This is a genomic window from Aliiroseovarius sp. xm-d-517, assembly GCF_013283135.1.
GTDB classification, from domain to species: domain Bacteria; phylum Pseudomonadota; class Alphaproteobacteria; order Rhodobacterales; family Rhodobacteraceae; genus Aliiroseovarius; species Aliiroseovarius crassostreae.
On sequence record NZ_WBXT01000001.1, the window covers coordinates 1,884,868 to 1,911,163 of the forward strand.

Here is a 26,296-nt window from a genome sequence, read left to right on the forward strand (position 1 = left end):
TCAGGAGAAGCCTCCCCGGAACGGGAAGAACTCATTTTTCAGGCCGGTTAATTCGGCCACGGGAGCGAATAGGTTTTCACATTCGTGAAGAACTTCATTGCCTCAGTGACCCCTTCCTTGACCGCATTGCCGCTGTCTTTGATGCCGCCGAAGGGCGAGGTTTCGATGCGATATCCGGGTTGCTCCCAGATATTGCAGGTGCCCACGTCGAGCCCGTTGATATAGGCAATGGCGCGGTTCAGATCATTGGTGCAAACACCCGAACTGAGGCCAAAATCGGTCGAGTTCGAGATCGCCATGACCTCTTCGTCATTGTCCGGCACACGCACGATTGGCACGATGGGCCCGAAGGTTTCTTCCATCACCAATTCGCTGTCATGGGGCACCTTGTCGACCACAATCGGCGGCAGGAGCGCACCCTGACGGCCGGGATGATAAAGGATTTCGGCCCCCTCTTTCTCAGCCTGGAAAACACGTTTTTCAAACAGTTCGGCCGCCTGTGCGTGGATCACACAGCCAAGCTCGGTCTCGGGATCCTGCGGGTCGCCAAACTTGATCTTCTTGGCTTTCTCCAGAACCATCGGCACAAACTTGTCGGCCACGCTTTCCTGCACCAGGATCCGTTTAATCGCGGTGCAACGTTGACCAGAGTTCCCAGTGGCCCCGGCCACAGCAATGGTGGCGGCTTTCTCAAGATCGGCATCGCTCAGGTCATTGCAGACAATCAGCGGGTCATTGCCGCCCAGCTCCAACGCCTGACGCTTATAGCTGGCCTTGGAGGCAATCAGCTTGCCCACCGGAACACCGCCGGTGAAGGTGATGATGTCGATGTGCTCATTCACCATCATCTCTTCACCGATATCCTTCGGCCAGCCGGTCACAATCTGGAACATCTCAGGCGGCAGGCCGGCCTCATAGAGAATATCCGCCAGTGCAATCGCCGTGAGTGGTGTCAGTTCCGTCGGTTTGCACACCATGCAGTTGTTGGTGGCAATCGACGGAGCGATCTTGTGGCTGACCATGTTCAGCGGGTGGTTGAACGGAGTGATGGCGGAAATCGCCTTCACCGGCTCGCGCTTAGTGAAGATCTTGCGATCCTTGCCATTGTGGGTCAGGTCGCAGGAAAAAATCTCTCCGTCATCCTGAAGCGCCTGGGCGGCGGCAAACTGATACACGTCCTGCGCACGTTTGGTTTCGTAGATGGCGTGCTGGTGGCAGATGCCCAGCTCCAGCGTCAGCCATTTGGCGAGGTATTCGCGACGTTCCCCGATCAGCTCACCCGCGCGCTGCAGGATCTGGCTGCGTTCATAACGGGTCAGTTTGGATTTGTAATTCGCCGCAATTTCAAAGGCCTGACGCGCATGTTCGGCGGTGCCCGCTGGCACCGTTCCGACCACTTCATCGGTATAGGGATACTTTACCTCGATCACCTCTTTGGTAAAGACCACCTTGCCGCCGATGCGCATCCCCTCTTCGCGGATCTGGATCTTGTCTTTCATATGCGTCAGACCTTTCAATTGCGGGCTTGATTACAGTGCGGCGGCTTCGGTGGCGTAGAAGAACGCGTCGAAGTTGCGCAGCACGGGACGTTCCGGCAGGGCCAGCACGCGGTTGCAGATGAACGGCACTTCCTGTTCGGTCAGGCCGCCATGGCTGCGCAGCGGTTCTTTCAGCGCGGCCAGATCGTGGCGATGTTCAGAGGTGCCAATGCAGATATTTTCACCCGACAGCATGACGATGTCGCCAATCCGGTCCGACGGCAGCTCAAAACGCGCCACCGCTTCGGCATTGGTCAGAACCAGCGTGATCCCATCGGTGGCGCGCAGCTTGGCCATGATGTCATCACGATCCGCACCTTCCGGCAGGTAGCAGGTGGCGAAAGAGCCAAGCGCACCATGGTGCACAACATAGGGGTCGGTGATCGGCAGGATCACGCGAGCTTGGTCCTTGCCCAGCCACTCATCCATCAGATCCTGACAGTAGACCACATTGGGCGAGCCATCAGCGTGGTGCTTGGGCTTCATGCCATGGTCGGCGGTGACGACAATGGCGGCGCCCAGTTCATCCAGCTCCCCAAGATAACGGTCGAACATTTCATAGAAATCGAGCGCACCCTGCTGCTCGGGGGCAAACTTGTGCTGGATATAGTCGGTGGTCGACAAATACATCACGTCGGGCTTCATTTCTTTCAGAAGCTTTACGCCTGCGGCGAACACGAACTCGGACAGTTCCGCCGAATAGACTTCAGGCACCGGCATACCCAGCCATTCGCTGGCGTTTTCAATGCCATGATCAGCCTTGGTGGTTTCCCCCGAACGCTCAGCCGAGAACGCCACAGCGCGGTCTTCGTCGAACTTCAGGCCAGCCCCCAGCAGCGCGCGCAGCTTGTCCTTCGAGGTTACCATGGCGACACGGGCGCCCGCCTCATAGAACTGCGAGAAGATGGTCGGGGCACGCAGGAAGCGCACATCGTTCATCATCACCTCTTCACCGGTATCCGGGTCGATCAGGTAGTTGCCGCAAATGCCGTGCACAACCGGCGGACGGCCGGTGGCGATCGACAGGTTGTTGGGGTTGGTGAAAGACGGGATCACCGAATGGGCCAGACGATCCGTGCCCTCTTCGCGCATCCGCTTGAGGTTCGGCATCAAGCCCTTGCCGATGGCCACTTCCAGGTATTCCGGTTCGCACCCGTCAAGGCAGATCGCAATCGCGCAGACCTTGGGGGTGGCATAGGCGCGCCCGTTCGCAACAACAGGGGATTGGATGGTCATTCTTATGTTCCTTTATGACTTCAGGCGGCCAGTTTGGCGCGTTCTTCGAGGGCCAGCGCGGGCGGGCTTGCATCGGCAACCCCCATCACGTCCAGCGATTCCTTCGCGGCGGTCACAACCTGCCGCATGATATGTTCATCCATCTGCCCGATACAGCCGACGCGGAAACTGTCAACAACCGTCAGTTTGCCGGGGTAAATGATAAAACCCTTTTCCTTCATCAGCTCATAGAAACGATCAAAGATGAAGTTTTTGTCGTCCGGGCAGAAGAAGGTCACGATGATCGGTGACAGCCAACGATCCTTGAGCAGGGTTTCAAACCCCAGCTCGCGCATGCCAGCGACCATCACATCGCGGTTGCGGGTATAGCGTCCGCCACGCCCGGCAACACCGCCTTCTTCCTTATGGGCACGCAGCGCTTCAAGGAAGGCTGCAACCACATGGGTTGGCGGGGTAAAGCGCCATTGGCCGGTCTTGTTCATATGTGCCCACTGGGCATGCACATCGAGGCTCAGGGAATGGCTGTTGCCCTTGGCGGCTTCAAGCTCGGTTTTGCGTGCGATGATGAACCCAAAACCAGGGACACCTTCGATACATTTGTTGGCAGAGGACACCATGGCCTCATACCGGATATCCGCCACTTTCAACTCAATCGCACCAAAAGCCGACATGCTGTCGATCAGGAGCTTGCGACCGGCGGCATAGACCGCTTCGGAAATCTCTTCGACCGGGTTCAGGATGCCGCTCGACGTTTCACAATGGATCGCAACCACATGGGTGATCGCCGGGTCATCCGCGAGAATCTGCGCCACCTCTTCGCCCCGCGGCGGAAGATAGTCCCCTTTGTTCAGAACAACGTGGTCACGCCCAAGATATTCCAACGTCTGGGCCGACCGCATCCCATAGGCGCCATTGGCCAGAACCAGCGCCTTGCCATCGCGCGGAATGAACGAGGCCAGCATCGCCTCGACCGAGAAAGAGCCGGAGCCCTGCATCGGCACGCAATCGAATGCATCCCCCCCTTCACCCAGCAGATCCAGCAACATGGTTCGCATTTGCAGGGTCATGGCGCGGAAATCATCATCCCAGCTTCCCCAGTCCCTCAGCATGGCCTCTTTCACGGCGTAAGACGTGGTCAGCGGGCCGGGTGTCAGAAGGTAGGGTTCACCCAACCGAGGGGGTTCAATTCCAGTAATGGGAGCAGTCATTTTGCATCTCCGATGTGGTCTGTTAGGAACAGCATTGCAGCAAGATGATCTATATGTGAAATTGCAATTGGCAATCGTTATATAGGCTGAGCTTATATAACGAGACCACACCAGATCAGGGGAAAATCAGATGCGCCATAGACAATTGAAAGCCTTTCACCACGTGGCTCGTTTCGGAGGGTTCTCCCGCGCGGCCGAGGCGCTTTTCCTCACCCAACCAGCCATTTCCGAACAGGTGCGCAAGCTGGAACAGGATCACGATACGTTGCTGTTTCACCGGGAACGAAAGCGCGTACGGCTGACGGAGACGGGTGAGCAGCTTTTCCTTCTGACCAAGCGATATTTCGAGGTCGAGAGCCAGATCGAGGAATATCTTTCGCAGAAAGGAGCCGCCATGGAGGGCGAGCTGCGGATCCTTGCGGATTCCGCCCACCACGTCACCGAGCTTCTGGGACAGTTCAAAAAAAGATACCCCAAAACAACAATTTCCCTGCGGGTGGGCAACACCGAAAAAGTTATCGAGGAACTGCGCGCCTACAATGCGGAAATCGGTGTCATCGGCAGCGTCTCTCCCGGTCAGGACATAACGGTTCATGATCTGGGCGCGTCTGAAATTGTCGCCTTTGCCGCGCATGATTTGTTGCTGCCCTCTCAGGAGTCGGCCTCTCTCGAAGATCTGGCAAAATACCCGCTGGTCTTTCGCGAAAGCGGTTCAAAAACACGACAGAAACTTGAAGAAGAAGCTCTTCGTCAGGGGGTCACCTTGACCCCGGCCATCGTGGCAGAAGGGCGAGAAGCGGTGCGCGAAGTGGTCGCCTCGGGTGCCGGGGTCGGTTTTGTGTCACTTGCCGAATATGTGCATGATGCCCGGTTCAGAAAAATCAGCTTGTCCGGCGCACAAATCTCGATGAGCGAATCCCTTGTCCACCTGACCCAGCGCAGCGACGTGAAAGTCATTCGTGCGTTTATGGAAATTGCACGAAAATCGCACCCCTGACAAAAGCCAAAAAAACTCCGCCACACCCTCGTGTGGCGGAGCCGTTCTGCGATGTCACAGGTTTCAGCGCGTGCGCCAGGCCTGTGTTTTCTGCAAGATCCCGCGCGAGGCAATCAGGTGGATGATCCGCGCCGCCGCGTTGGTGTAGAAGATCATCATCCCCATCGCCGCTGCTGGCGCAATATCTCCGGCATCATCCATATTCAGCACCGCAATGGAGGCGAGTGTGGTCTTGGGTGAATAGAGAAACACCACTGCCGACACCGTCGTCATCGCGTTGACAAACAGATAGATCGAGATGTCCAGCACCGCAGGCAGACAAACCGGAACGGTCACCCGTGAGAACAGTTTCATCGTGGGCTGTTTCAGCGACGCGGACACACTTTCAAACTCGCGGTCCATCTGTTTGAGCGCTGTCACCGCCGTCAGGTGTGACACGGTGTAGAAGTGTGTCACCGTGCAGATCACCAGGATCGCCATCGTGCCATAGATTGCATTCAGCGGGTTCGACGGATTGTTGAAGAAGAAGATATAAGCAAGACCCAACACCATGCCCGGAATGGCCATGGGAAGCATCGCAAACATCTGGAACACAGCCCGCCCAGTTTTGAACCCGTTTGACTTCTCAACCAGGTAAGCCCCGAAGAACACAACTGCCGTACCACAAACCGCGGTCAACAGACCCAGCTTGATCGAGTTGAAGTAAGACCCCCAGCCGCCGCCATCCATCTTGTCAAAATCGTAGTTGTTGAGGCTCAGGCTCAGATCATAGGGCCAGAACTTGATCAACGCAGCAAACTGACACACCGCCAGCATACCGATGATAAAGAACGCAATCAGGCTGCAGTAGGCAAAGAAGATCCGGTCGGTCTTGGCATCCGGGGTCGGCTGGAACGGCACCGAACGGGCTGAAAGTGCCGCAACCTGTTTTGACTGCACCATCCGGTCGATAGCAAAGGCAAGGATCGCAGGCACGACAAGCACCACCGAGACCACAGCCCCCATCTCAAAGTTCTGCTGGCCGATGACCTGTTTATAGATATCCACCGCCAGAACGTTGAACTGACCGCCAATCACCTTTGGCAGGCCGAAATCGGTGATCACGAGGTTGAACACCACGAAGGCAGCGGAAATCAGGCCATACCGCGCGCCGGGAATGGTGACCGTCCAGAAGGTGCGCCACGGGGTTGAGCGCAGGCTGGTCGCGGCCTCGTAAAGGCGTCCATCCGAAATCGCAAGCGCGGTTGAAATGATCAGGAACGCGTGGGGAAAGGTAAAGAATACCGATCCGATCACGATCCCGATCGGCCCATAGATACTGGCCCCGAACAGAAATTCCTTGATCATGCCCTGGTTGCCGAACAGATAGACCAGCGCAATGCCGGGCAGAAGGGACGGCACCAGGATCGGCGCCATGGCCACCAGACGAAACACGCCTTTGAACCGCATGCAGCTTCGATTGAGCGCATAGGCAAACCAGAAGGCCAGCGTCACCGTGACAATTGTCGACACCACTGAAATCCAAAGGGAGTTCTTGATTGAATTGAACAGAGCCGGCGTCGAGAAGTAGTTGATAAAGTTGTCCAAACCGGTGGATTTCATCGGGCGTAGCTGCACCCGCCGGAACGTGTTGCTGTCCAGCGTGACCCACTCGGTCGTGTCCTGCAGGGTCGACCCAACAAGGAACCGGCCCGTTTCGGATGTATTGCGGATCTGATACATCACGGGGCTGCGGAAACTGAAATCCGGGAAGAGTTTGGTGACGCCAAGGCGCCCATCCGACCCGGTGCTGAGATCAAGCTCTTCATAGGCCCCGGTGCGGGTATTCAGCGCGGCCCCGGACAGGATCGTGCCATCAAAGACCCCGCTGTCATCACTGACCTGGAACTCGTATTGCGAAAGCTCAAACCGATAGGTCGAAAAAGATTTCGACAGCATGGAATAGAGCGGAAAGACCAGCGTGGCGACAAGATAAAGGGCGATCACGATCATGCCGCTGCGCATCATGATATCGTCGCGGCTGACTTTACCTTTGATCACCGGGCCTTCCGGCATGGTTGTCAGATTGGTGCTCGGGCTGCTCATCACGACGCCTCCGGACGTTCAAATGCCATCAGCCGGTCTTCGGGAAGTTCGATGACCATGGTCCGACCTTCCCCCAGCCCCAGACGACGCACCGCGTTGATCGAGAAGTCGGCAATCAGTTCAGAGGTCCCGAACCGTTCATTGCGCAGGCGGCAGCGCCAGAAGGACCCCAGGAATTCCATCTCGTGCAGCAGCACATCAATGCAGTTGCGGTTTGGATCATCCGAGACATACCCCTCTTCATGGGGGATGACATCTTCGGGACGAATGGCCGCGACAACCGGGGTGCCGTCGGTGAATGCATGCTCATGGCAGGCAAAAGTTTTCTCCCCCACCGACAGACGGCCACCTTTGGTGACGGAACTTTCGATCTGGTTCATCTCGCCGATAAAATCAGCCACAAACAGGTTCTTTGGCTCGCGATACACCTCGGTAGGAGAGCCGACCTGCTCGATCACACCATGGTTCATCACCACAATCCGGTCGGCCATCGCAAGGGCTTCTTCCTGGTCATGGGTCACCATTACAGTGGTCACACCCAGCTTGCGCTGCAATTCGTGAATTTCGTGACGCAGATGGACGCGCACCTTGGCATCAAGTGCCGAAAGCGGTTCGTCCAGCAACAACAGGCCCGGTTTGGTGGCAATGGCGCGCGCCAGTGCAATCCGCTGTTGCTGCCCGCCCGACAGTTGCGCCGGGTATTTCTTGCCCTGGTCGGGCAGGCCCACCAGTTTCAAAAGCTCATCCACACGGACCGCAATTTCAGATTTGCTGCGGCCGGTGTTTTCCAGACCAAACGCGATGTTCTTCTCAATCGTCAGGTTGGGAAACAGCGCGTAAGACTGAAACACGATCCCGAAATCGCGCTCGGACGGGGGCAGGTTGGAAACGTCTTTTCCGTCTTGCATGACCGTGCCCTTGGTCTGCAGGTCAAGCCCTGCAATCGCACGCAGCAAGGTGGTCTTGCCACAGCCGGAGGGCCCAAGAAAACAGATGAACTCGCCTTCGTTGATATCGAGCGAGATATCCTTGAGGGCAAGGAAATTTCCGAAAGCTTTCCATAGGTTGTCGATACTAAGGTAAAGCTTGGTGGGGACGGGAGCTTGCATCATGAGGGGGATCCTTACAACAACGCCAACCGCCAGCCCGACCGGGCATTGCAGCAAGCGTTGAACGCAAAATTTTTGAATGGCGGAGTGAGATCGGGGGGCAAACAGCCCCCCGGATCAGGCCAGCATTACTTGGCTTCGGATTTGCCGTCGTAACGCGCTTGCCATTCTTTCAGAATTGCTGCGCGGTTGTTGGCTGCATATTCGAAATCATTGTCGATCATTGCATCCAACAGGCCTTCAGGGAAGTATTCAACCGGCTTGGCGACACCCGGATACGCCACAACAGCATAGCCCGAGTTATACATCTCGTTGGCTTCTTTGGTGACCGAGAAATCAACCAGCTTTTGTGCGGCTTCCAGATCATCGGTGCCTGCGACAATCGCAGTGGCTTCCATATCCCAGCCGACACCTTCGCTCGGCACAATGATTTCCAGCGGCGCACCTGCAGCTTTCGACTTGGCACCGCGGAACGCAAAGGACACACCGATCGGAATTTCGCCAGCAGCGGCCAGTTTACAGGGTTTGGAGCCGGAATGCGTGTAGCGCGCAATATTTTCATGCAGCGCGTCCATGTATTCCCAACCACCTTCTTCACCAAACAGCTGCAGCCAGCTGGATACATCAAGGAAACCGGTGCCCGAGGAATTCGGGTTGGGCATGATCACATGACCTTTATACTGAGCGTCAGTCAGATCTTTCCACGATGTCGGCGGGGTCAGCCCGTTCTTCTCAGCTTCGACCGTATTGTAGCAGACCGATGCCACCCAGGCGTCCATGCCAACCCAGGCAGGCGGGTTGTCACCGTCAACGAATTTTGCGTCCAGCTTGTCCACCCCGGCAGGAGCGTAGGGTTCCAGCATACCTTCAGATTTCAGTAGCAGAAGCGACGTGGCCGCCAGCCCCCAGACAACATCAGCTTGCGGATTGTCACGCTCCGCCAGAAGTTTGGCGGTGATAATTCCGGTCGAGTCACGCACCCAGTTGATCTTGATATCCGGGTGGGATTCGTTGAACTTTTCAGCGTAGCGGGCCAGATCTTCCGCCTCTACCGCCGTGTAAACGGTCAGTTCAGTTTCAGCCACAGCACTTGTGGCCATCAATGCACCCGCTGCCACAGCAGCAAGAAGGGATGCCTTACGTTTCATTTCATTTCTCCTCTGTTGGTCTTTCAAACCAGGCTCTGGATTCTTCACGATCATCAGTAACCACAGGCAGTGTCGCATGTTTCATCAACAAGAAAAGTCGATTAAACCTACAACATCATAAGTTTTGCCTATAGTCAAAACAAACACCGACCGACAAGGGATAAACCCTTGTTTTTAAACACAAACTTACAGAACTTACATCGACGCCCGCCGTCGCATTGGTGTGTCGCCAAAATTTTTGCGATACCTTTGCGAAAAGGACGAATAGGAACCAAAACCACAGGCCAAAGCAATTTCCGGCATTGTTAAACTCGTTCCTCTGATCAACATGTCAGCGCGTTCCAATCGCTCGGCCATATAGTAAGCTTTAGGTGACAATCCTGTGACACCAAGAAATTTTCGCTCAAGTTGACGCAAGGATATCCCAACATCGCGCGCGATCTGCGTCAGCAGAACGGGCCGTTCGAGGTTCTGGCGAATAAGCTCAATTGCCTTGTCCACAACCCCGTCACCGGTCAAAGCGGAACCACGGTATACGGGGTCAATTCTGGATGCACCACGCCGCGCTGTTCCTCTCTGAAAATGAAGAAACCGCCTGTCCAGCTCTGCGCGCACCTCTTGCCCTGAGGACCGAAACACAACATCTGACAACAGATTCAACAGCGCAAACCCGCCATCCGCCGACCACACACGCCCTTCGGAATGAGACGTCTGGCCAAGCGCAGTGATGTCAGAGAAATCCTCCTCCAATATCGCGCAAACCTGCTGCGACATGCAAATTGCGACGCCATTCAGAACTCCGGTTTTTGCAACAGGAACTGCGGCCCCATCAATGACGGCCACAACAGCGCCGCCATCCAAATGCGCCCGCAGGCATCGCCGCAAAGCGGCTTTACTGTCATCGCTTCGGGCAACGCCGCCCAACACAAACAGAAACTGAAAGGGTTGGGGTTCACTCTCAATCTTACGCGTCTGCACGCGCAGCCCACAGCAGCTTTCCACCTCTCCCCCCATGAAAGAAACGACACGGGATTGAAACAGCGGGCCTGCCTCAAATTGATTGGCGGATTTGAGATAGTTCAGCGCAACAGACAGCTGTTCAAGAGGGAACCCCTCGAGGCACAGAAAGCCAATGGTGGTGACTTTCTGTGCAGGTTTCAGTTCAGCAAGGTCATGTTTCATCTCATGTCCCCCGTCAGTTGGCCGGCAAATTACCCGTCCGCTTTGGTGCGCTCCCCTTTCGGGTCATAGGGCGTGCGCAGGTGGGCGGTGGCGGCGTATTTCACACCGGCCAGGTCGATCTGGAACGTGCCTGCGCGAATAAAGTCGGCAGTGGCGCGTTCCGGCGCATCCAGTTGACACAGCGCGACCGATGCCCCCAGCGTGTGACCGTAAGCGGCCGAGCGGACTTCGCCGATTTCGACACCGTTATAAAGCACGGCCTCGCCGCCCCAAAGCTGGGCATCGCCATCTTCCAGCACCAGTTGCACGATGCGGGTTTTCAGGTGATCGGGATCTTCCTTCGCCGCCAGCAATGCCTCTTTTCCGATGAACCCGCCGGGCTTGTCGTAGTCCACAGCGAAGTTCAGACCAGCCTGGATCGGTGTGATGTCCGGGGTCAGCTCGCGGCTCCAGGCGCGGAAGCCTTTTTCGATCCGCAGCCCTTCCAGCGCATAATAACCGGCGTCGATCATGCCAAACTCGGCCCCTTCGCGCATCAGGTCATCATAGACACCCGCGGTGAATTCGACCGGCACGATCAGCTCCCAGCCCAGTTCGCCCACATAGGTCATGCGGTTGGCAAGCACCGTGGCATAGCCCAGATCGATCTCCTGCACCGTGGCAAAGGGGAAGGCCGCGTTGGACAGATCCGCTTTGGTCAACTTCTTCAGCACGTCGCGCGATTTCGGTCCCATCACCGACAACACCGACCAGGCGGCGGTCACATCGGTCAGGAACACATGCGCATCATCGCTGAAGTTCTTACGGATCCAGTCCGCGTCATGAATGGTCTGGGCGGACCCGGTGATCAGCATAAACTCCTGATCTTTCAGGCGCAGCACCGTGAGATCGGATTCGTAGCCACCCCGTTCATTCAGCAGGCCAGTATAAACCGTCTGCCCCACGGGCACGTCGACATTGGCGGCGCAGATCCGGTTCAGTTCGGCACAGGCGTCACGCCCCTGCACCAGCAGTTTCGAGAACGAGCTTTGGTCAAATACCGTCACCGCCTCGCGGGTGGCCTTGTGTTCCCTACCCGCATTGTCGTGCCAATTCTGGCGGCCAAAGCTGTATTCGATTTTTGGCTCTTCGCCTTCGGCTGCAAAATAATTCACCCGCTCCCAGCCCATCTTCGACCCGAACACGGCATTTTTCGCAGCCAACCGATCATAAAGCGCAGAGCGACGGAACGGGCGGGCGGTGTCCAGCTCGCGGTTCGGCCATGGCATGGCATAATGCAGACCCAGCGTTTCCTTTACCCGGTCATGCAGCCAGGTCGGGTTGTTGTTGAAATTGGCAAAGCGGCGAATATCTACAGCAAAGAGATCCGAGGTCGGCGCCCCTTCGACAATCCATTCGGCCAGCGCCCGCCCTGCGCCGCCCGCACTTGCGATGCCCATCGAGTTGAAGCCAGCCCCCACAAAGAAGTTCTTCAGTTCAGGCGCTTCGCCCAGCAGATAGTTGTTGTCAGGCGTAAAGCTCTCCGGTCCGTTATAGAACTGACGCACACCGGTATCGGCCATTTTTGGCACCCGGATCAGCGCGTTTTCCATCAGGATCTCGAACTGGTCCCAATCGTCTTCCAGAAGTTGGAAGAAGAAGTTGTCGGGGATCCCGTCCATACCCCAGGGTTTGGCGTCGGGTTCAAACCCGCCCATCACCAAACCACCGGTTTCTTCCTTGAAATAGATGTATCCGTCCGGGTCACGCAGCACGGGCAGGTCGGGGTTCACACCTTCGATCTGTTCGGTCACGATGTAGTAATGCTCGGCCGAGTGCAGCGGCACGTTCACACCACACATCTTGCCGATATTGCGCGCCCACTGACCAGCGCAGTTCACCACGATCTCGGCCTGAATGGTGCCCCGATCAGTCTCAACCCCGGTGACAACCCCGTCCTTGGTGATCACATCCGTGACCTTGATACCTTCGATCACCTTGGCCCCGCCCATACGCGCGCCCTTGGCCAGCGATTGGGTCAGGTCGGTGGGGTTGGCCTTGCCGTCGCCGGGCATCCACAGCCCGCCCTTGACGTCATCCACCTGCATCACCGGCCACTTTTCCTGGGCTTGGTCAGGGGTGATCACCTCAACCTCAACGCCCTGTGCACGGGCCGCGGCGGCAGTGCGCAGCAGCATGGTCATCCGGTCATCCGTGCGCGCCACGGTAACCGATCCACATTCCATCCAGCCGGTGGCCAGGCCGGTTTCCTGTTCCAACTGCGAATAAAGTTCAGTCGAATAGCGGATCAGATTGGTCATTGCGGGCTGGCTGCGCAGCTGGCCAACAAGACCGGCGGCGTGCCAGGTGGTGCCGCAGCTCAGCTGCCCCTGCTCCAGCAGGACCACATCTTTGTGCCCCATCTTGGTCAGGTGGTAAGCAACCGAGCAGCCGACAATGCCGCCCCCGATAATGACATATTGCGCTGAGGTAGGAAGGGTCGTGTCAGCCATTGCATCGCTCCATGCGTAGGGATTCGTTACCTCACCCTAGCGACACTTTGCAATACTTGGCAAATGTTTTCTTATTTTGGCATTTACGCCAAAATAATACCAACCCCCTGCTGCGCCAAAGCCTCGGCCAGTTTTCCTGTTGGGCGCTTGTCGACCACAACCGAAACGGACGCAGGCAAAGGCTTCATTCCAACCTGCCCGACCACACCAAACTTGCTATGATCCGCCAGGATCAGCGGACGCTGGGCCCGCTCCATCATCAAGTGGCGCAAGTTGGCCGCTTCCAGAGAAAAATCGGTAAACAGTGCGCGTTCACAAATTCCCCCTGTGCCGACAAGTGAAAAATCCGCATGGAACCGACTTAGATGATCAAGCGTATCAAGCCCCATCGTCGCATTTTCCGCAGCATTGAAACGCCCGCCGAGCAGTGTCACATCAGCCTTGGGGGCCAAAACCAACGCCACATTCAAATCATTGGTATAAATAGATAAATCATTCCTTACATGAGCCAACTCATGCGCTGCGGCCAAGGTGGTTGACCCACTGTCAATGATGATGCTGGCCCCATCCGGGATCAGCTGCGCAATGCGCAGACCGATCTTTTTCTTTCCATCCGGGTTGGTCTGGGATCTGTCCGCCATTGGCGGCTCATGCTTGCGCAGGCTCGTGGCGCCACCGCGCACCTGGTTGAGCTCACCTGCTTCCGCCAGAACCTCGATATCCTTGCGAACCGTTTCGCGTGAGACCCCCAGCTTTTCTGTCAGGAACCGTATGGAAACAGCGGGCTGACGCTCTACTTCTCGCAGGATGATCGCATGGCGTTCTGAAGGAAGCATGGCCGTTCTCCAAGGTTTCAATCGCCAAATATTGCCAAATTATGCAAGCGCGGTCCAGCCCAACCTGGCGTTTGACCATCTTTACCCGGTCGCTTTCGCCATGCAAACCATGTCTGGCAACTTGTGCAGGGCGAGACCCAGACCATTGCAGGCAAACTCCGCAATCAAACCTCCTCGAAAAGTGCTACGCGCGCCCTTTTCCCCCTCTCGCCATCTTCCCTTCAGGTCTGGAACGAGTTCAGAACCGCATCCGGGGAACATCGTGGGGATCCAGACGCAGCTCAACCAGTGTCGGTCCGGCGCGCGTTTCCAGAGCCGAGATGGCCGCCTCAAGCTCCTCGTCTGAGCGCACCTCAATCCCACGCCCCCCCAACGCTGTCGCCAATGCTGCAAAAGACGGCCATTGGAACTCGGACAAACCGGGATCCATCTTGCGATCAAGGAACTGGATATGCTCTGCCCCATAGGCGCTGTCATTGGCGACGATCACGATCAGATCAAGACCAAGGCGCACTGCGGTGTTGAACTCATTGATGCCCCCCATCATGAAGCCTCCGTCCCCGGTAAACAGCACAACAGGCCGGTCAGGCGCGGCCACACCGGCCCCCACGGCCTCCTGCAACCCCTGCCCGATCGCGCCAAAATTTGCCGTCACAACAAAGCTTTGCGGATCATGGGCAGAGATCCGGCACCAGACCTCCGTCATAAAGCGCCCGCCATCCGTCACCAATACCCGATCATGCGGCAGCGCCTCTTCCAGACGCGCCAGAGCATGGACAAAATTCACACAGCCATCGGCCGTTTTGTTCGGCCCGACCGGATGATGGGTCAGGGCCGCCGGGTCAAGGCTCTGGGTAAAACCGCTTGGGGCGACCTCAGCTTCGTTGAGCCAATAGAGAATGGTTTCAGCCGTCAGGGCCGCATCCGCAACAAGAGCCGCATGTGGGTGGGTGCTCTGACCGATCGCCTCTGGCGACACATCGACCTGCACAACGCGCTTGCCCTTCATCAGCGCGCCCCGGTCCGAGGTGTAATCATGCAGACTGGTGCCAAAGCACAGAATGCAATCGGCCTTTGCAATCGCCTCATAGGTGGCGGGCGTCGAAAGTGTGCCGAAAATATCCATGTTGTAGGGGTGATCCTTGAACAGCCCCTTGGCCTTCAATGTCGTGGCCACAGGAGCTTCCAGCCGATCAGCCAGGCGGATGATCTGATCACGGGCATGGATCGCACCCGCACCCGCCAATATCATCGGACGGCGGGCCGAGGCGACCATCCCAATTGCATTATCCAGCGTTTCCCCTTCAGCAACCCCGCCGGGTGCTGTGAACACATCCAGCACGCGCTGCTCATGCTCTACCTCCTGCCACATAAAATCGGCAGGCATATTCAGGACAATCGGGCGGCGCTCGACCTGGGCGCGGTAAATCGCCCGATCCACGTCAGCCGCAATCGTATCCGGCGCCCGCAGCTGGACAAACCCGGCACCAGTGGTTTTCACCACCTCGCGCTGATCCGTGCTTTGCAAGTGGCGTGGGTTCGAAACCGGCGTATCCCCCGCCAGGAGCACCATCGGGATCTGCCCCCGCACCCCTTCGGTCAGCGCAGTCACACAGTTGGTCAAAGCCGGGCCATGGGTCACCGTGGCCACCCCCACCGTCCCCGCAACCTGCGCAAAAGCCAGCGCCATCAGGACCGAGCTTCCCTCATGTGCTGCGGGCACAAATTGCCCCTCACATTCACGGACAAAACTATCCACCATGAAAAGGTTAGCATCCCCCATCAGGCCGAACATGGTTTTGACACCGTGGTCGTGCAAAGCACGGGCGATGGACTGATAGGCATAGATTTTCTGAACCATGGGAACCTCCTGTTGCGCGTCATGCAAGTATATTGAGGACACCATGCAAAGACTGCGCAAAGGATGCTGCATAAGAGGTTTCTACGCGCATCTTACGCGCATTTTCCAACATTTAAGGAATTTTTGCGCATGAAGATAGCAATCCTATCCTCAAATGGCTCTCAATGACCAAACAAAGACGGCTCTGCCTCCAAAGGGCTCAGAAAAAAGCCCGAGGGGCGACCCTCGGGCGTGATCTTTTCCGCGTCAGGCAGTTTGCTCCGGCACCAGCGCATCAGGCATGTTCTGATAGCACACAGGCCGCAGGAAACGCCGGATCGACAAAGTGCCAACCGAAGTTGCGCCGAAATTGGTCGAGGCGGGGTAAGGTCCGCCATGCACCATCGTATCTGCCACTTCAACACCTGTCGGGAACCCATTGGCCAACACCCGGCCTGCCTTGCGCTCTAGGATAGGCATGAGGGATTGGGCGCTGGCCATATCCGCATCATCCATATGCAAAGTGCATGTCAGCTGACCTTGCAGGCTCATCGCAATCTCGCGCATCTCCTCCACGGTGTCGACTTCGACAATCACCCCCAGCGGGCCAAACACCTCTTCTGCAAGAGCCTCATTTGCAAGCCAAGTTTTGGCCGTGGTCTTGTAAAGATAGGGGGTCGCATCGCGCTGGTCACACATGCTCGTCAGCACTTCCTGCACCCCTGTTGTGGACGCGACACGTTGCTGACCGTCGCGATAGGCGCTGGCGATCCCGTCAGTCAGCATGGTCTGCGCACCAATCTGGGCCAGCGCGGTCTGGGCGGTTGCGGTGAAGGCTTCTGCCTCTGGTCCTGCACGCAGGATCGCGATCCCGGGGTTGGTGCAGAATTGCCCCGCTCCCATGCTGAGCGACCCTGCCCAGCCCGTGGCGATCTGCTCTCCACGGCCTGCCAAAGCATGATCCAGAATGAACATCGGGTTGACGGATCCCAACTCACCAAAGAACGGGATTGGCTCCGGGCGGGCGGCACAAAGATCAAACAGGGCGCGCCCGCCAGCAAGCGACCCGGTAAAGCCGACCGCCTTGATCAACGGGTGCTGCACCAATGCGGCGCCAACGGCGCGATCCCCCCCCTGGATCAAGCTGAACACACCGGGATCAAGGTCACATTTGGCAATCGCCGCATGGATCGCCTCCGCAATGATTTCGCCGGTTCCCGGATGGGCCGAGTGGCCTTTCACCACCACCGGGCAGCCTGCAGCCAGGGCCGCGGCGGTGTCCCCTCCCGCCGTCGAAAAGGCCAGAGGGAAATTGGAGGCGCCAAACACGGCAACCGGCCCAATCGGGCGTTGCACCATTTTCAGATCCGGGCGCGGCAGGGGCGCGCGATCGGGCAACGCCGGATCATGACGTCGGTCCAGATAGTCCCCTTGCAGGATATGGTCTGCAAACAGGCGCAACTGGCCGGTTGTGCGGCCCCGCTCCCCTTGCAGGCGCGCCTCCGGCAGACCGGTCTCCTGGGTGCCGATTTCGGTGATCATCTCGGCCCGCGCCTCGATCTCATCCGCAATCGCATTGAGGAATGCGGCGCGGGTTTCGCGAGAGGAGTAGCCAAAGCTCCAGAATGCGGTTTCGGCGGCTTGTGCGGCGGCATTCACATCCGCGACGCGCCCCACTGCAAAGTCATGGCTTGGACCATGGGCCGGGCTGGAGGCAAAGCTCTGATCCCCATCTGTCCAGCTGCCGGCGATAAGGTGTTTTCCATGCGGTTTGAAGATCGTCATTTGTGTTCCCGTGAGCAGATTAAGTGGCGAACGGCCCGGCTGGGACGCACGCGGTGCATTTAATGGATATTGTATCCAATTTTTGAGATGCTGCAAGCCTCATTCCCTCCGCCCCCTCAGGAACCGAGTTACCCTTCCTCAGCCGCGCGCTGCACTGCAATCAATTCCAACAAAGAGGATTTGGTGCGCTCGATATGGCGCTCAAGCAAAGCGCAGGCCTGATCCACAGAACCCGATTTCGCCAGTTCCAACAGTTTCCGATGTTCTTCCTTCGCCGGCTCGCGTTGCTTCATCACACTGAGATGGATCCGCACATACCGATCCGAATGCACACTGAGGCGGGCCAGGATTTCTTCTGACAGCGGGCGCTTGGCAGCGGCATATAGCGCACAATGATAGTCGTAATTCAGCTTACCCCAACGGCTGACATCATCATCCTGGTAAGAGACCGCCATTTCATCCAGCAGCTTCTCACACCGAAGAAAGTCACCCTCGGTCATCGCGGGAATGGAATGGCGGAACAGATCCACCTCGATCAGCATCCGCAGATCGAAAATCTCACCGATTTCCCGCAAGGAATGCTTGATGACAGATCCACCGCGATGGTTTTCCCACATCACCAGCCCTTCGGCACTAAGCCGTTTCAGCGCCTCCCGCACGGGCATGCGCGACACGCCATATTCTTCTGCAAGCAGCTCCTGCCGGATTGCCTCGCCTTCTTTCAGTTCACCGCTGAGGATCCGTTCGCGTAGGTCATTCGCAATCAACTCGGGCAAGCTTTGCTTCACCACTGCTCTTTTCCCAGACATATGCCCCCCTGCGGATTTTGTATTTTGGATGTAAACCACTCAATTATCTATAAACACTTCGGTGCACGCCGGAAAACCCGAAATAAGGATTGTGGGAAGGATGCTCTTTTTGTATCCAATATCCACCAAGAAGATAAACCTATACGCTCAGAAACAGGGAACCGCAATCATGCAGCTGAAACTGGCGGACGTTAAAACCTTGTGTCAGGACGTCCTGGCGCATGTGGGCTATGGCCCGGACCATGCCCGCGCCATCACCGAAATGCTCTATCGCTGTCAGTTGGACGATTGCCAGTCCCACGGGCTGTTTCGTCTGTTCATGTGCGCGCAGACCATGGCGCAAGGGCAGATTGATGGGCATGTTGCACCTGAACTCAGCGATACGGAAAGCGCCGTTGTCCGCGTGAATGCGCGTGGCGGCATGTCCCTTTTGGCGTTTGAAAAAGCCTTGCCCGTGCTGATTGAAAAAACCTGCAAGCACGGGATGGCGGCAATGGCAATCAACAATTGCTTCCACTTTTCAGCCCTCTGGCCCGAGGTGGAAAGGCTCTCCTCCGAAGGGCTCGCGGCTTTGGCCATGGTGCCCAGCCATGCCTGGGTGGCCCCTGCGGGCGGCACCCGCGGCAGCCTTGGAACCAACCCGATCGCCTTTTCCTGGCCGCGGATTGGCAAAACCCCGTTCACCTTTGACTTCGCAACCAGCGGCTTTGCGCGCGGCGAGATCGAGCTTTACAAACGCGCTGGGAAACCGCTGCCAGACGGGGTGGCCATCGACAGGAACGGTGCCCCCACCACCGACCCGGAAGCGGCGATGGACGGGGCGATGCTCACCTTCGGGGGCTACAAGGGATCCGCCCTGTCAATCATGATTGAACTCTTGGCAGGCCCGCTGATTGACGACCTGACCAGCAAGGAAAGCATGGATTTTGCCAATGGGGCAGGTGGCGCACCCTATCACGGAGAGATCCTTTTGGCGTTTGACCCCACCCATTTCAGCAATGGCCGCGTGGTTGAAAATGATGCCCGCGCCGAGCGGCTGTTTGCAGATATTATTGATCAGGGCGCGCGCCTTCCCTCACAACGCCGGTTCGCGGCCCGCGCCCGCAATCTTGAGCGGGGGTATGTGGAAATTCCAGACGCGCTTTATCAGGACCTTCTGGCGCTAAAAGCATAAGCTGCCTTCCCGCCAACCCTCGAAGGCGGGGGCTAGGCCCCCCAGGTATCGCGCAGTCGATACCCTCCGGGCCAGGGATCAGACGGGTCAAGCATATGCTGGTGAATGCCGGTGACCCAGCCACGCCCCGATATTTCCGGAATGATTGCCGGGCGATCACCAACCGTGGTGTTGCCAACGATCTGTCCGGTGAACCGCGAGCCAATGATTGAAACGGCTTCGAAACTTTGCCCTTTTGTCATCTGACCGCGCGCCGCCATCAGCGCCATTCGGGCAGACACCGCCGTGCCTGTGGGTGAGCGATCCACCTTGCCGGGCTGGATCGCCACGGCGGACTTTCCAGTCAGGCCGGTTTCGGTCTCGCTCAGCGGTCCGCAAAAGGCACAGAACGAAATATGTGACCAGTCAGGATTTTTCGGGTGATGAAACCCCAGCTGTTCATTGGCGGCATTGGTGATTTTCACCCCGAGCTGCGCAATCTCCTTGGCTTCATCTTCGACAATATCAAAGCCCAGCGCCGCAGCATCCACCACCACAAAACTGTCGCCACCATAGGCCGTGTCCACGGTCAGAGTGCCCAGCCCCTCGACCTCAAGCTGCACGTCCAGTTTGTCAGCAAAGCTCGGCAGGTTTTGCACATAGATCCGCTCGGCCTTTCCGTCTTTACAGTCCGCACGCACCCGCACCAACCCGCCCGGCGCTTCCAGCACCATATGTGTCACCGGCTCCTGCATCGGGATCAACCCTCCGTCCAGAAGCACGGTCGACACGCAGATCGAGTTTGACCCGGACATGGGCGGCGTGTCTTCCGGCTCCATGATGATCCAGGCGGCATCGGCCTCGGGGTGTTTGGGCGGCACAAGCAGGTTCACATGGCGAAACACCCCTCCGCGCGGCTCGTTCAGCACGAAATTGCGCAGGGTCTGGTCTTCGGCAATAAAGCGACGCTGATCCCAGAGCGTCTCTCCCGGAGGGGGCAGGACACCACCGACAATCACGTCCCCGACCTCCCCCTCGGCATGGGCCGAAATGACATGGATGGTTTTGCTGCTGCGCATGGGATTTCCCTTTTCTAAGTCGTTCGGCTGCTTCGATCAGAACCGCGCTGCCCGGAATGGGCGCATGTCAAATTCACTTGGGCGATCCATGACCAGATCCGCCACCAGTTCGGCGGTGCCGGCGGATTGTGTCAGGCCCAGATGCCCATGCCCAAAGGCATAGATGACGCGGGGCGCGCCGGGGGCACGGTCGATGACGGGCAGGCTGTCAGGCAAGGACGGGCGGAACCCCATCCATTGCGTGCCCCCTTCGGTGTTAAGCCCCGGCGCAAAGCGTTTGGCCTTGGCCAGCAGGGTGTCAGCCCGCTTGTAATTGGGTTTGAGCTTGAGCCCACCCAGTTCCACCGCCCCGCCAACACGCACCCCGCCATTGATCCGCGACAGCACAAAGCCATGGCCGCCAAAGGTGACATGGGTGCGCAAATCAAATGCCCCCTCGGGCAGGGTCGTGTTGTAACCGCGTTCGGTTTCAAGCGGGATACGATCCCCCAGCCGGGCGGCAAGCTGATGCGAATAGGCCCCCGCACTCACCACCAGTTTCTGTGCGACCAGCGGCCCGTCGGGCAGGGTCAGTTCCACACCGCTTTCCGAGGACACCAGATCGGTCACCTCTGCCACACGGATCTCGCCCCCGCGCGCCACGAATTGCGCAGCCAGATGCCGGGTCCAACTGGCGGGATCCACCGTGTTCATCCAGGTGGGGGTGTAGCCCGCATGGGTAAATTGACGGCTCAGACCGGGCTGAATCTCGGCAATCGCCTCGGGGCTTTCCAGAAGCTCAAACGGGATGCCATGGGCCTTGCGCAGTTCCCATTGAGGCAGGCTCGCCTGAAACTCGGCCGCAGTTTCATAAAGCGTGATTTGCCCCTCGCGCTGCATCAACCCCTCACCATCAACATCCTTGATCTGGCGTTCAAGGGCGGCCCGGCTGAGATCCATCAGCTTTGACTGCGCCGAGAGCGAGGCAAGATAGCGGTCCTGCCAGCTCGCCCGCCAGAACCGCAACATCCACGGGGCAATTTTCAAAGCGTATGACGCAGGAACCGACAGCGGGCCAAGCGGGTCGAGCAACCATTTGGGCGCCTTGCGCATGATCCCCGGCGTGGCCAGCGGCACGATCTCGGTAAAGGCAAATGCGCCCGCATTGCCCTTTGACGCCCCTTCTGCCACACCCTCGCGATCAATCACCGTGACGCTCTGCCCGCGGTTCAGCAACTCCAACGCGGTGCTGATCCCGATAATCCCGGCGCCAATGACCACAATGTCACGTGTGTTATCCATCTCTGCCTCTCAGATGATCCGGGACGGCCCGGTATGGTCCTGTGTCAATTGGGGTGTCCGGGCGGCAAAACCGCCCGGCAGGGTTACAGGTAAATACCTGCCTTAAAGGGGTCCTTCTCATCAAAAAGGAGTGTCCCTTCGGCCATCACAAATGCCTGACCGGTGAGTGTGGGGATGACCCCCCCGTTGGGCCCGGATTGATAGGAGAGCCGATAGGGGCTGCCGATCACGCTTTCCTGCACGATCTCATCACCGGGCGCCAGTCGACCGTCTGCTGCGAGACAGGCAAGCCGGGCAGAGCTGCCCGTGCCGCAGGGCGACCGGTCATACTCATCATCCGGGCACAGCACGAAGTTGCGGCTGTGCACCCCGTCCCGCGGTGAGGAACCCTGGAAAATCACATGGTCTACCAGCTCGCCATTTTCGCCACATACCCCCTGCGAGATGCAGGTTTCGCGCACCGCAATCGTCATGTCGGTGAGCGCGCGGATATGACCGCTGTCCACCGGCAAGGGGCTGGGGTCAACGATGAAAAACCAGTTGCCGCCATAGGCAAGGTCACCTGTCACCGGCCCATATTCCGGAACATCGAGCGTGATCCCCGCCTTGACCCGGCGACTTTCCACATTCGTAACGCGCACGGTATTGGGGTCCAGCACGTCAATCGAAATCACACCGACGGGCGTCTCTATCCGATGTGTGCCGATGCCGATACGTCCCATATGGGCCAGCGTGACACCCAGCCCGATGGTGCCATGACCACACATCCCCAACACCGCGTCCGCGTCGAAATAGATGACGCCAACCTCACAGCTTGGGTCCTGCGGCTCTACCAGCAAGGCCCCGACCATGCCGGGTTGGCCGCGCGGTTCAAGCAGGACGGATTTATAAAACCCTTCGTGATCGGTTGCGAGCGCCCGGGCCTGATCGGCCAAAGGCCCGGACCCAAGGTCCGGACCGCCGTTCAGGATCACCCGTGTGGGCATCCCCCCGGTATGGCTGTCGATCACATGCATTCAGCGATCACCCCACCTTGCTTGCTCCAATCCGCAAACCAGTTGCGAAACAGAGCGTATTGCTGTTCGCAATAGTTGCGCTGCGCATCCGTCAGCACATCCGTTTCATTGAAGTGCAGGCGGTATTCCTCTTCGCCATTCAGCACGAGCAGGTATTTGTAGTAAAGCACCAGGTCGGTGCCTTCATCGAAACTGGCCAGAACCCCAAAGGCTTCTTCCAGTTCCTGGGCGCGCTTGCGCGCTTCGGCGTGGCCTTTGGCTGCTTTTTGCGACAGGGCAGCAAGCAGCAGGGCCTCTTTCGGAAGAGCTGTTCCGATCCCGGTGATCGAGCCGGTGGCACCGCAATTGACAAAGCCGTGGTAAACCTCGGTATCAACGCCAACCATCAGCGTCACCTGATCGTCCTGGCTGGTGATATGTTCCGCCGCATAGCGCAGGTCGTCTTTGCCACCAAACTCTTTGAACCCGACAAGATTGGGATGCTCAGCCCGCAGGGCAAAGAACAGTTCGGCCCGTGTGGCAAAGCCGTATACCGGGCTGTTATAGATGATCGCCGGCACGTCCGGGGCGGCCTCAAGGATTGCCTTGAAATGGTTCTTTTGCGCGGTGATCGAGGTGCCGCGGGACAGAACACGCGGGATCACCATCAGGCCAGCAGCACCAACTTTCTGAGCGTGCGCCGCGTGGGCCACGGCGGATTTGGAATTGATCGCCCCGGTGCCAACCACCACGGGCAACCCCGCTTCGACCAGACGTTCGACGCCGATCATCCGCTCTTCATCCGACAGCAGGGGCCAGTCGCCCATGGAACCGCAATAGACCACGGCGGACATCCCGGCCTCGATCATTTCGCGTCCCTTTTTGACCAGCGCATCATAGTCCGGGGTGCGGTCTTCTTTGCAAGGGGTCATCAGGGCGGGCATGGTGCCGGTGAAAATGGTATTCGACATGAGGGGCTCCTGTCTGCAGGCTGGCACTGGGCCAGGAAAGTGATGGGTGAAGAGGGGAATTCCTCCATTGTCATCCCGGTGAGACCATCCAACTTGCCGGATTTCCTCGTGGAATAACCTGTATACCCATGGGGATATCAAAATTGGATCCAAAATCCAATAACTTTCTTGCGCTGCGCAAAAGAAAACCGAAAACCTGCTCTGGCCGCGCCCTGGTTCTCAGCCAGCTATCGAAAAAACACATAACGGGTTTGCAGATGGTCAGCTTCTCATGGCGCAACGCCCACCCTAAATGGAGCAGGACGAAACTGCATTCACCTCAAAAAGAAAAGGAGCTGAAGGATGGCACAAAACATGATCCACGCCCTGCATTATGTGGGCTTTGTAGCGGTTGGCCTCATGACCATCGTGACAGTGTCGGTTCTGGCTTTTTCATGATCAAACCAGATCCCGTGCTCTCACCCTCAGAATCATAAAAGCCGGCGCTGCCACGCCGGCTTTTGTTTTGTTCGATTTTCAGAGGCTCACCCCAAAAGCAGGTTTGGCAACCACAGCGCCAGTTGCGGCACAAAGGTGGTCAGCATCAGCGTGGGCAACCAGGCGAAAACAATAAAGACCAAGGTCGGCCAGAGCATCTTGGCAACCGGCGTCTCAGCCACCTGCGCGCCCAGATACAAAAGCGGCGCAGTCGGCGGCGTAATATTCGCCATACCCAGATTCACACCGATCACGGCGGCAAAATGGATCGGATCCATGCCAACCGATTGTGCGATCGGCAGCAGGATTGGGGTCGACAGCAAAAGCCCCGAGATGTCATCCATCAGCATCCCGATCAGGATCATCACCACATTGATCATCAGGAGGATGACAATCGGATCATCTGACACCGAATAGACAAGATCCTTGGCCACCTGCGGTGCGCCCTGTGCAATCAGGTTATCCGACACGATCAGCACCATGAAGATCATGACCATGACAACACCGATCGTAATGCCCGAACGCTGCACCGTTTCCATCAGGCTGCGCCAGGTCAGCCCCTTGTAGAAGTAGATTGCCACCGGGATGGCATACACCACAGCAATGCCAGCCGCTTCGGTCGGCGTCATGACCCCGCCGTAAATTCCCCCCAGAATGATCAGCGGCATCATCAACGCCGGTCCGGCAAGCCGCCCTTGCGCCTTCAGAACAGGAATAAACGGGTTGGGTCGCTCTGTCAGTTTGATGTCATCATATTTGCGCAGCATGAACTGGTTGGTGATGATCAGCAGTGTGATCAGGATCAGCGCCGGGATCACTGTGGAAAGGAAGCATTTCAGCACGTGCTGCTGCGCCACCCAACCATAAAGGATATGCGACGAGCTGGGCGGGATCAGCAGGCCCAGCGGGCTTGCCGACACGATCAACGCCGCCGAGTGACCTGCCGGATAATTCGCTTTTTTCAGATGCGGCATCATGATGCCACCGATACAGGTCAGCGTTGAGTTTGCGCTGCCAGAAATTGACCCGAACACACCGCAGGCCAGCACGGCCGCCGCACTCAACCCCCCTTTGACATGCCCGATGAAAAGCTCCGCAAGGGCCACCAGAGGCGCGGCGATACGCCCCTTCTCCATCACGCCCCCCGCGATCATGAACAGCGGAATGGCCAGAAGCACAAGCGAACGGATCCCGGTCGAACCTGTGGGCAGATAGCCGGAAATGGACTGGTCGCCCACCAGCGCAATAAACATCAGCACAGTGCCGAAGGCGACAAAAACACTGACGCCCAGCAACAACATGGCGCAGACGATGACAAGACTTCCAACAATGATCATGATGCCTGCTCCTCAATCTGGTCAGCGGGTGTTTTCTGGTCTGATTTGAGCGGCAATCCCAAGCCCTGACGGATATGCACATAGAGATAGGCCGCCGAGAAAGTCGCCATGAAGCCAAAGGCGATCATGATGGCAATGCGCCATGACACGAACGGGATGCGCAGGGCAGGCGTGGCGCGCAGGCGCGGAAAGGAAAAATCATCTGCCAGCGAGACATAGCAGGCATAAACGATGAACAGCGTCACGATCAGCTCAATCGCCAGAACGACAAAACCGCGCCACCAGATTGTGCGCGGATTTGTGATGACGATCCCCAGAATGTCTGCGTTGATATGCAGCTTGCGCTCCGACGCCAGAACCGCCCCGGCAAAGAAGCCAAGAATGCTGAAGGCCAGCAACCATTCCTCATAAGCGAAGAGGTCACCATTGAGCCCATAGCGAATGACCACCACCAACCCGAAGGTGACAGCCATCAACAGCCCGGAAATGGTGACAATCACCTTCATCAGCACCATGGCCCATCTCATGGGCACCCCGATCACCCGCGGCAATTCATCTGTAATATTCATGCTGCGCCTCCCTCTTTCGTGATCTCTTTACCGATCGGAACCCGTATTCGAATAACATTTGTCATCCTCGTTACCCGAAACGCCCCCATCCGATCTTACACAGCGTTTCCGCATACACCTGCACAGGTTCATGGGGAAACACTTTGGATACAGAAAGGGCCGGTGCGCG

Annotated in this window: 20 protein-coding genes; 2 read left to right on the top strand and 18 right to left on the bottom strand. The window is 57.7% G+C overall.

Going from position 1 to position 26,296, the window contains the following annotated elements:
• Window positions 1–47 precede the first annotated feature (47 nt).
• The 3 genes from phnY to XMD517_RS09145 are packed head-to-tail and all read right to left on the bottom strand — an operon-like array spanning window position 48 to window position 3,982.
• A complete protein-coding gene (gene phnY / locus XMD517_RS09135) occupies window positions 48–1,499 on the bottom strand; it encodes a phosphonoacetaldehyde dehydrogenase (RefSeq protein WP_173486010.1) in 1,452 nt (483 codons plus the stop codon).
• Between the two features lie 30 nt (window positions 1,500–1,529).
• Window positions 1,530–2,774, bottom strand: coding sequence for a phosphonoacetate hydrolase (phnA, locus tag XMD517_RS09140; protein WP_173486011.1), 1,245 nt, complete (start codon window positions 2,772–2,774; stop codon window positions 1,530–1,532).
• A 20-nt stretch (window positions 2,775–2,794) separates the two neighbouring features.
• Window positions 2,795–3,982 (bottom strand): 2-aminoethylphosphonate--pyruvate transaminase, encoded by a 1,188-nt coding sequence (locus XMD517_RS09145; RefSeq protein WP_173486012.1) that lies wholly within the window; start codon window positions 3,980–3,982, stop codon window positions 2,795–2,797.
• A 130-nt stretch (window positions 3,983–4,112) separates the two neighbouring features.
• Between XMD517_RS09145 and XMD517_RS09150 the strand changes: the two genes are divergently transcribed.
• Complete coding sequence (locus tag XMD517_RS09150; RefSeq protein ID WP_173486013.1) at window positions 4,113–4,979, top strand: LysR substrate-binding domain-containing protein; 867 nt, start codon at window positions 4,113–4,115, stop codon at window positions 4,977–4,979.
• Between the two features lie 63 nt (window positions 4,980–5,042).
• Here XMD517_RS09150 and XMD517_RS09155 read toward each other — a convergent pair whose 3' ends face one another.
• The 9 genes from XMD517_RS09155 to XMD517_RS09195 all read right to left on the bottom strand — a co-directional run bounded on the left by XMD517_RS09155 (window position 5,043) and on the right by XMD517_RS09195 (window position 18,265).
• Window positions 5,043–7,064 carry a putative 2-aminoethylphosphonate ABC transporter permease subunit gene (locus tag XMD517_RS09155; protein ID WP_254449859.1) on the bottom strand — a complete coding sequence of 674 codons (2,022 nt, stop codon included), beginning with the start codon at window positions 7,062–7,064 and terminating at the stop codon, window positions 5,043–5,045.
• A complete protein-coding gene (locus tag XMD517_RS09160) occupies window positions 7,064–8,176 on the bottom strand; it encodes a putative 2-aminoethylphosphonate ABC transporter ATP-binding protein (protein WP_173486014.1) in 1,113 nt (370 codons plus the stop codon). The genes XMD517_RS09155 and XMD517_RS09160 overlap by 1 nt, the downstream gene beginning before the upstream one ends.
• A gap of 125 nt (window positions 8,177–8,301) precedes the next feature.
• Window positions 8,302–9,321, bottom strand: a complete 1,020-nt coding sequence (locus tag XMD517_RS09165; protein WP_173486015.1) for a putative 2-aminoethylphosphonate ABC transporter substrate-binding protein — start codon at window positions 9,319–9,321, stop codon at window positions 8,302–8,304.
• Window positions 9,322–9,516: 195 nt separating this feature from the next.
• On the bottom strand, window positions 9,517–10,503 hold the full coding sequence (locus XMD517_RS09170; protein WP_173486016.1) for a GlxA family transcriptional regulator: 987 nt from the start codon (window positions 10,501–10,503) through the stop codon (window positions 9,517–9,519).
• 29 nt (window positions 10,504–10,532) lie between these two features.
• A complete protein-coding gene (locus XMD517_RS09175) occupies window positions 10,533–12,995 on the bottom strand; it encodes an FAD-dependent oxidoreductase (RefSeq protein WP_173487902.1) in 2,463 nt (820 codons plus the stop codon).
• A gap of 83 nt (window positions 12,996–13,078) precedes the next feature.
• The gene (locus XMD517_RS09180; RefSeq protein WP_173486018.1) at window positions 13,079–13,831 is read right to left on the bottom strand and encodes a DeoR/GlpR family DNA-binding transcription regulator; all 753 of its coding nucleotides are present in this window, start codon (window positions 13,829–13,831) and stop codon (window positions 13,079–13,081) included.
• A gap of 238 nt (window positions 13,832–14,069) precedes the next feature.
• On the bottom strand, window positions 14,070–15,692 hold the full coding sequence (locus tag XMD517_RS09185; protein ID WP_173486019.1) for a thiamine pyrophosphate-binding protein: 1,623 nt from the start codon (window positions 15,690–15,692) through the stop codon (window positions 14,070–14,072).
• 246 nt (window positions 15,693–15,938) lie between these two features.
• Window positions 15,939–17,456, bottom strand: coding sequence for an aldehyde dehydrogenase (NADP(+)) (locus XMD517_RS09190; protein ID WP_173486020.1), 1,518 nt, complete (start codon window positions 17,454–17,456; stop codon window positions 15,939–15,941).
• 128 nt (window positions 17,457–17,584) lie between these two features.
• Window positions 17,585–18,265, bottom strand: coding sequence for a GntR family transcriptional regulator (locus XMD517_RS09195; protein ID WP_173486021.1), 681 nt, complete (start codon window positions 18,263–18,265; stop codon window positions 17,585–17,587).
• A gap of 169 nt (window positions 18,266–18,434) precedes the next feature.
• Between XMD517_RS09195 and XMD517_RS09200 the strand changes: the two genes are divergently transcribed.
• Window positions 18,435–19,439, top strand: a complete 1,005-nt coding sequence (locus tag XMD517_RS09200) for an Ldh family oxidoreductase (RefSeq protein WP_173486022.1) — start codon at window positions 18,435–18,437, stop codon at window positions 19,437–19,439.
• A gap of 32 nt (window positions 19,440–19,471) precedes the next feature.
• Here the strand turns inward: XMD517_RS09200 and XMD517_RS09205 are convergent, their stop codons facing one another.
• The 6 genes from XMD517_RS09205 to XMD517_RS09230 all read right to left on the bottom strand — a co-directional run bounded on the left by XMD517_RS09205 (window position 19,472) and on the right by XMD517_RS09230 (window position 26,127).
• Window positions 19,472–20,497 (bottom strand): proline racemase family protein, encoded by a 1,026-nt coding sequence (locus XMD517_RS09205; protein WP_173486023.1) that lies wholly within the window; start codon window positions 20,495–20,497, stop codon window positions 19,472–19,474.
• Between the two features lie 36 nt (window positions 20,498–20,533).
• Entirely contained in the window at window positions 20,534–21,778 is a 1,245-nt protein-coding gene (locus XMD517_RS09210; RefSeq protein WP_173486024.1) for an FAD-binding oxidoreductase, read from the bottom strand.
• An 83-nt stretch (window positions 21,779–21,861) separates the two neighbouring features.
• A complete protein-coding gene (locus XMD517_RS09215; RefSeq protein WP_173486025.1) occupies window positions 21,862–22,794 on the bottom strand; it encodes a proline racemase family protein in 933 nt (310 codons plus the stop codon).
• A complete protein-coding gene (locus XMD517_RS09220) occupies window positions 22,785–23,744 on the bottom strand; it encodes a dihydrodipicolinate synthase family protein (RefSeq protein ID WP_173487901.1) in 960 nt (319 codons plus the stop codon). Before XMD517_RS09220 ends, XMD517_RS09215 begins: the two co-directional genes overlap by 10 nt.
• Window positions 23,745–24,268: 524 nt before the next feature.
• Window positions 24,269–25,558: a TRAP transporter large permease gene (locus tag XMD517_RS09225; RefSeq protein ID WP_173486027.1), complete on the bottom strand. Its 1,290-nt coding sequence runs from the start codon at window positions 25,556–25,558 to the stop codon at window positions 24,269–24,271.
• Window positions 25,555–26,127: a TRAP transporter small permease gene (locus tag XMD517_RS09230; protein ID WP_173486028.1), complete on the bottom strand. Its 573-nt coding sequence runs from the start codon at window positions 26,125–26,127 to the stop codon at window positions 25,555–25,557. The genes XMD517_RS09225 and XMD517_RS09230 overlap by 4 nt, the downstream gene beginning before the upstream one ends.
• Window positions 26,128–26,296 lie beyond the last annotated feature (169 nt).

What these genes read in the sequence shown, in the direction of transcription:
- XMD517_RS09145 (WP_173486012.1), bottom strand. Translation starts at nt 3,982, where the DNA reads ATGACTGCTCCCATTACTGGAATTGAACCCCCTCGGTTGGGTGAACCC.
- XMD517_RS09175 (WP_173487902.1), bottom strand. Translation starts at nt 12,995, where the DNA reads ATGGCTGACACGACCCTTCCTACCTCAGCGCAATATGTCATTATCGGG.
- XMD517_RS09190 (WP_173486020.1), bottom strand. Translation starts at nt 17,456, where the DNA reads ATGACGATCTTCAAACCGCATGGAAAACACCTTATCGCCGGCAGCTGG.
- XMD517_RS09195 (WP_173486021.1), bottom strand. Translation starts at nt 18,265, where the DNA reads ATGTCTGGGAAAAGAGCAGTGGTGAAGCAAAGCTTGCCCGAGTTGATT.
- XMD517_RS09165 (WP_173486015.1), bottom strand. Translation starts at nt 9,321, where the DNA reads ATGAAACGTAAGGCATCCCTTCTTGCTGCTGTGGCAGCGGGTGCATTG.
- XMD517_RS09220 (WP_173487901.1), bottom strand. Translation starts at nt 23,744, where the DNA reads ATGTCGAATACCATTTTCACCGGCACCATGCCCGCCCTGATGACCCCT.
- XMD517_RS09160 (WP_173486014.1), bottom strand. Translation starts at nt 8,176, where the DNA reads ATGATGCAAGCTCCCGTCCCCACCAAGCTTTACCTTAGTATCGACAAC.
- XMD517_RS09215 (WP_173486025.1), bottom strand. Translation starts at nt 22,794, where the DNA reads ATGCATGTGATCGACAGCCATACCGGGGGGATGCCCACACGGGTGATC.
- XMD517_RS09150 (WP_173486013.1), top strand. Translation starts at nt 4,113, where the DNA reads ATGCGCCATAGACAATTGAAAGCCTTTCACCACGTGGCTCGTTTCGGA.
- XMD517_RS09200 (WP_173486022.1), top strand. Translation starts at nt 18,435, where the DNA reads ATGCAGCTGAAACTGGCGGACGTTAAAACCTTGTGTCAGGACGTCCTG.
- XMD517_RS09225 (WP_173486027.1), bottom strand. Translation starts at nt 25,558, where the DNA reads ATGATCATTGTTGGAAGTCTTGTCATCGTCTGCGCCATGTTGTTGCTG.
- XMD517_RS09180 (WP_173486018.1), bottom strand. Translation starts at nt 13,831, where the DNA reads ATGCTTCCTTCAGAACGCCATGCGATCATCCTGCGAGAAGTAGAGCGT.
- phnY (WP_173486010.1), bottom strand. Translation starts at nt 1,499, where the DNA reads ATGAAAGACAAGATCCAGATCCGCGAAGAGGGGATGCGCATCGGCGGC.
- XMD517_RS09210 (WP_173486024.1), bottom strand. Translation starts at nt 21,778, where the DNA reads ATGGATAACACACGTGACATTGTGGTCATTGGCGCCGGGATTATCGGG.
- XMD517_RS09230 (WP_173486028.1), bottom strand. Translation starts at nt 26,127, where the DNA reads ATGAATATTACAGATGAATTGCCGCGGGTGATCGGGGTGCCCATGAGA.
- XMD517_RS09155 (WP_254449859.1), bottom strand. Translation starts at nt 7,064, where the DNA reads ATGAGCAGCCCGAGCACCAATCTGACAACCATGCCGGAAGGCCCGGTG.
- XMD517_RS09170 (WP_173486016.1), bottom strand. Translation starts at nt 10,503, where the DNA reads ATGAAACATGACCTTGCTGAACTGAAACCTGCACAGAAAGTCACCACC.
- XMD517_RS09205 (WP_173486023.1), bottom strand. Translation starts at nt 20,497, where the DNA reads ATGCGCAGCAGCAAAACCATCCATGTCATTTCGGCCCATGCCGAGGGG.
- XMD517_RS09185 (WP_173486019.1), bottom strand. Translation starts at nt 15,692, where the DNA reads ATGGTTCAGAAAATCTATGCCTATCAGTCCATCGCCCGTGCTTTGCAC.
- phnA (WP_173486011.1), bottom strand. Translation starts at nt 2,774, where the DNA reads ATGACCATCCAATCCCCTGTTGTTGCGAACGGGCGCGCCTATGCCACC.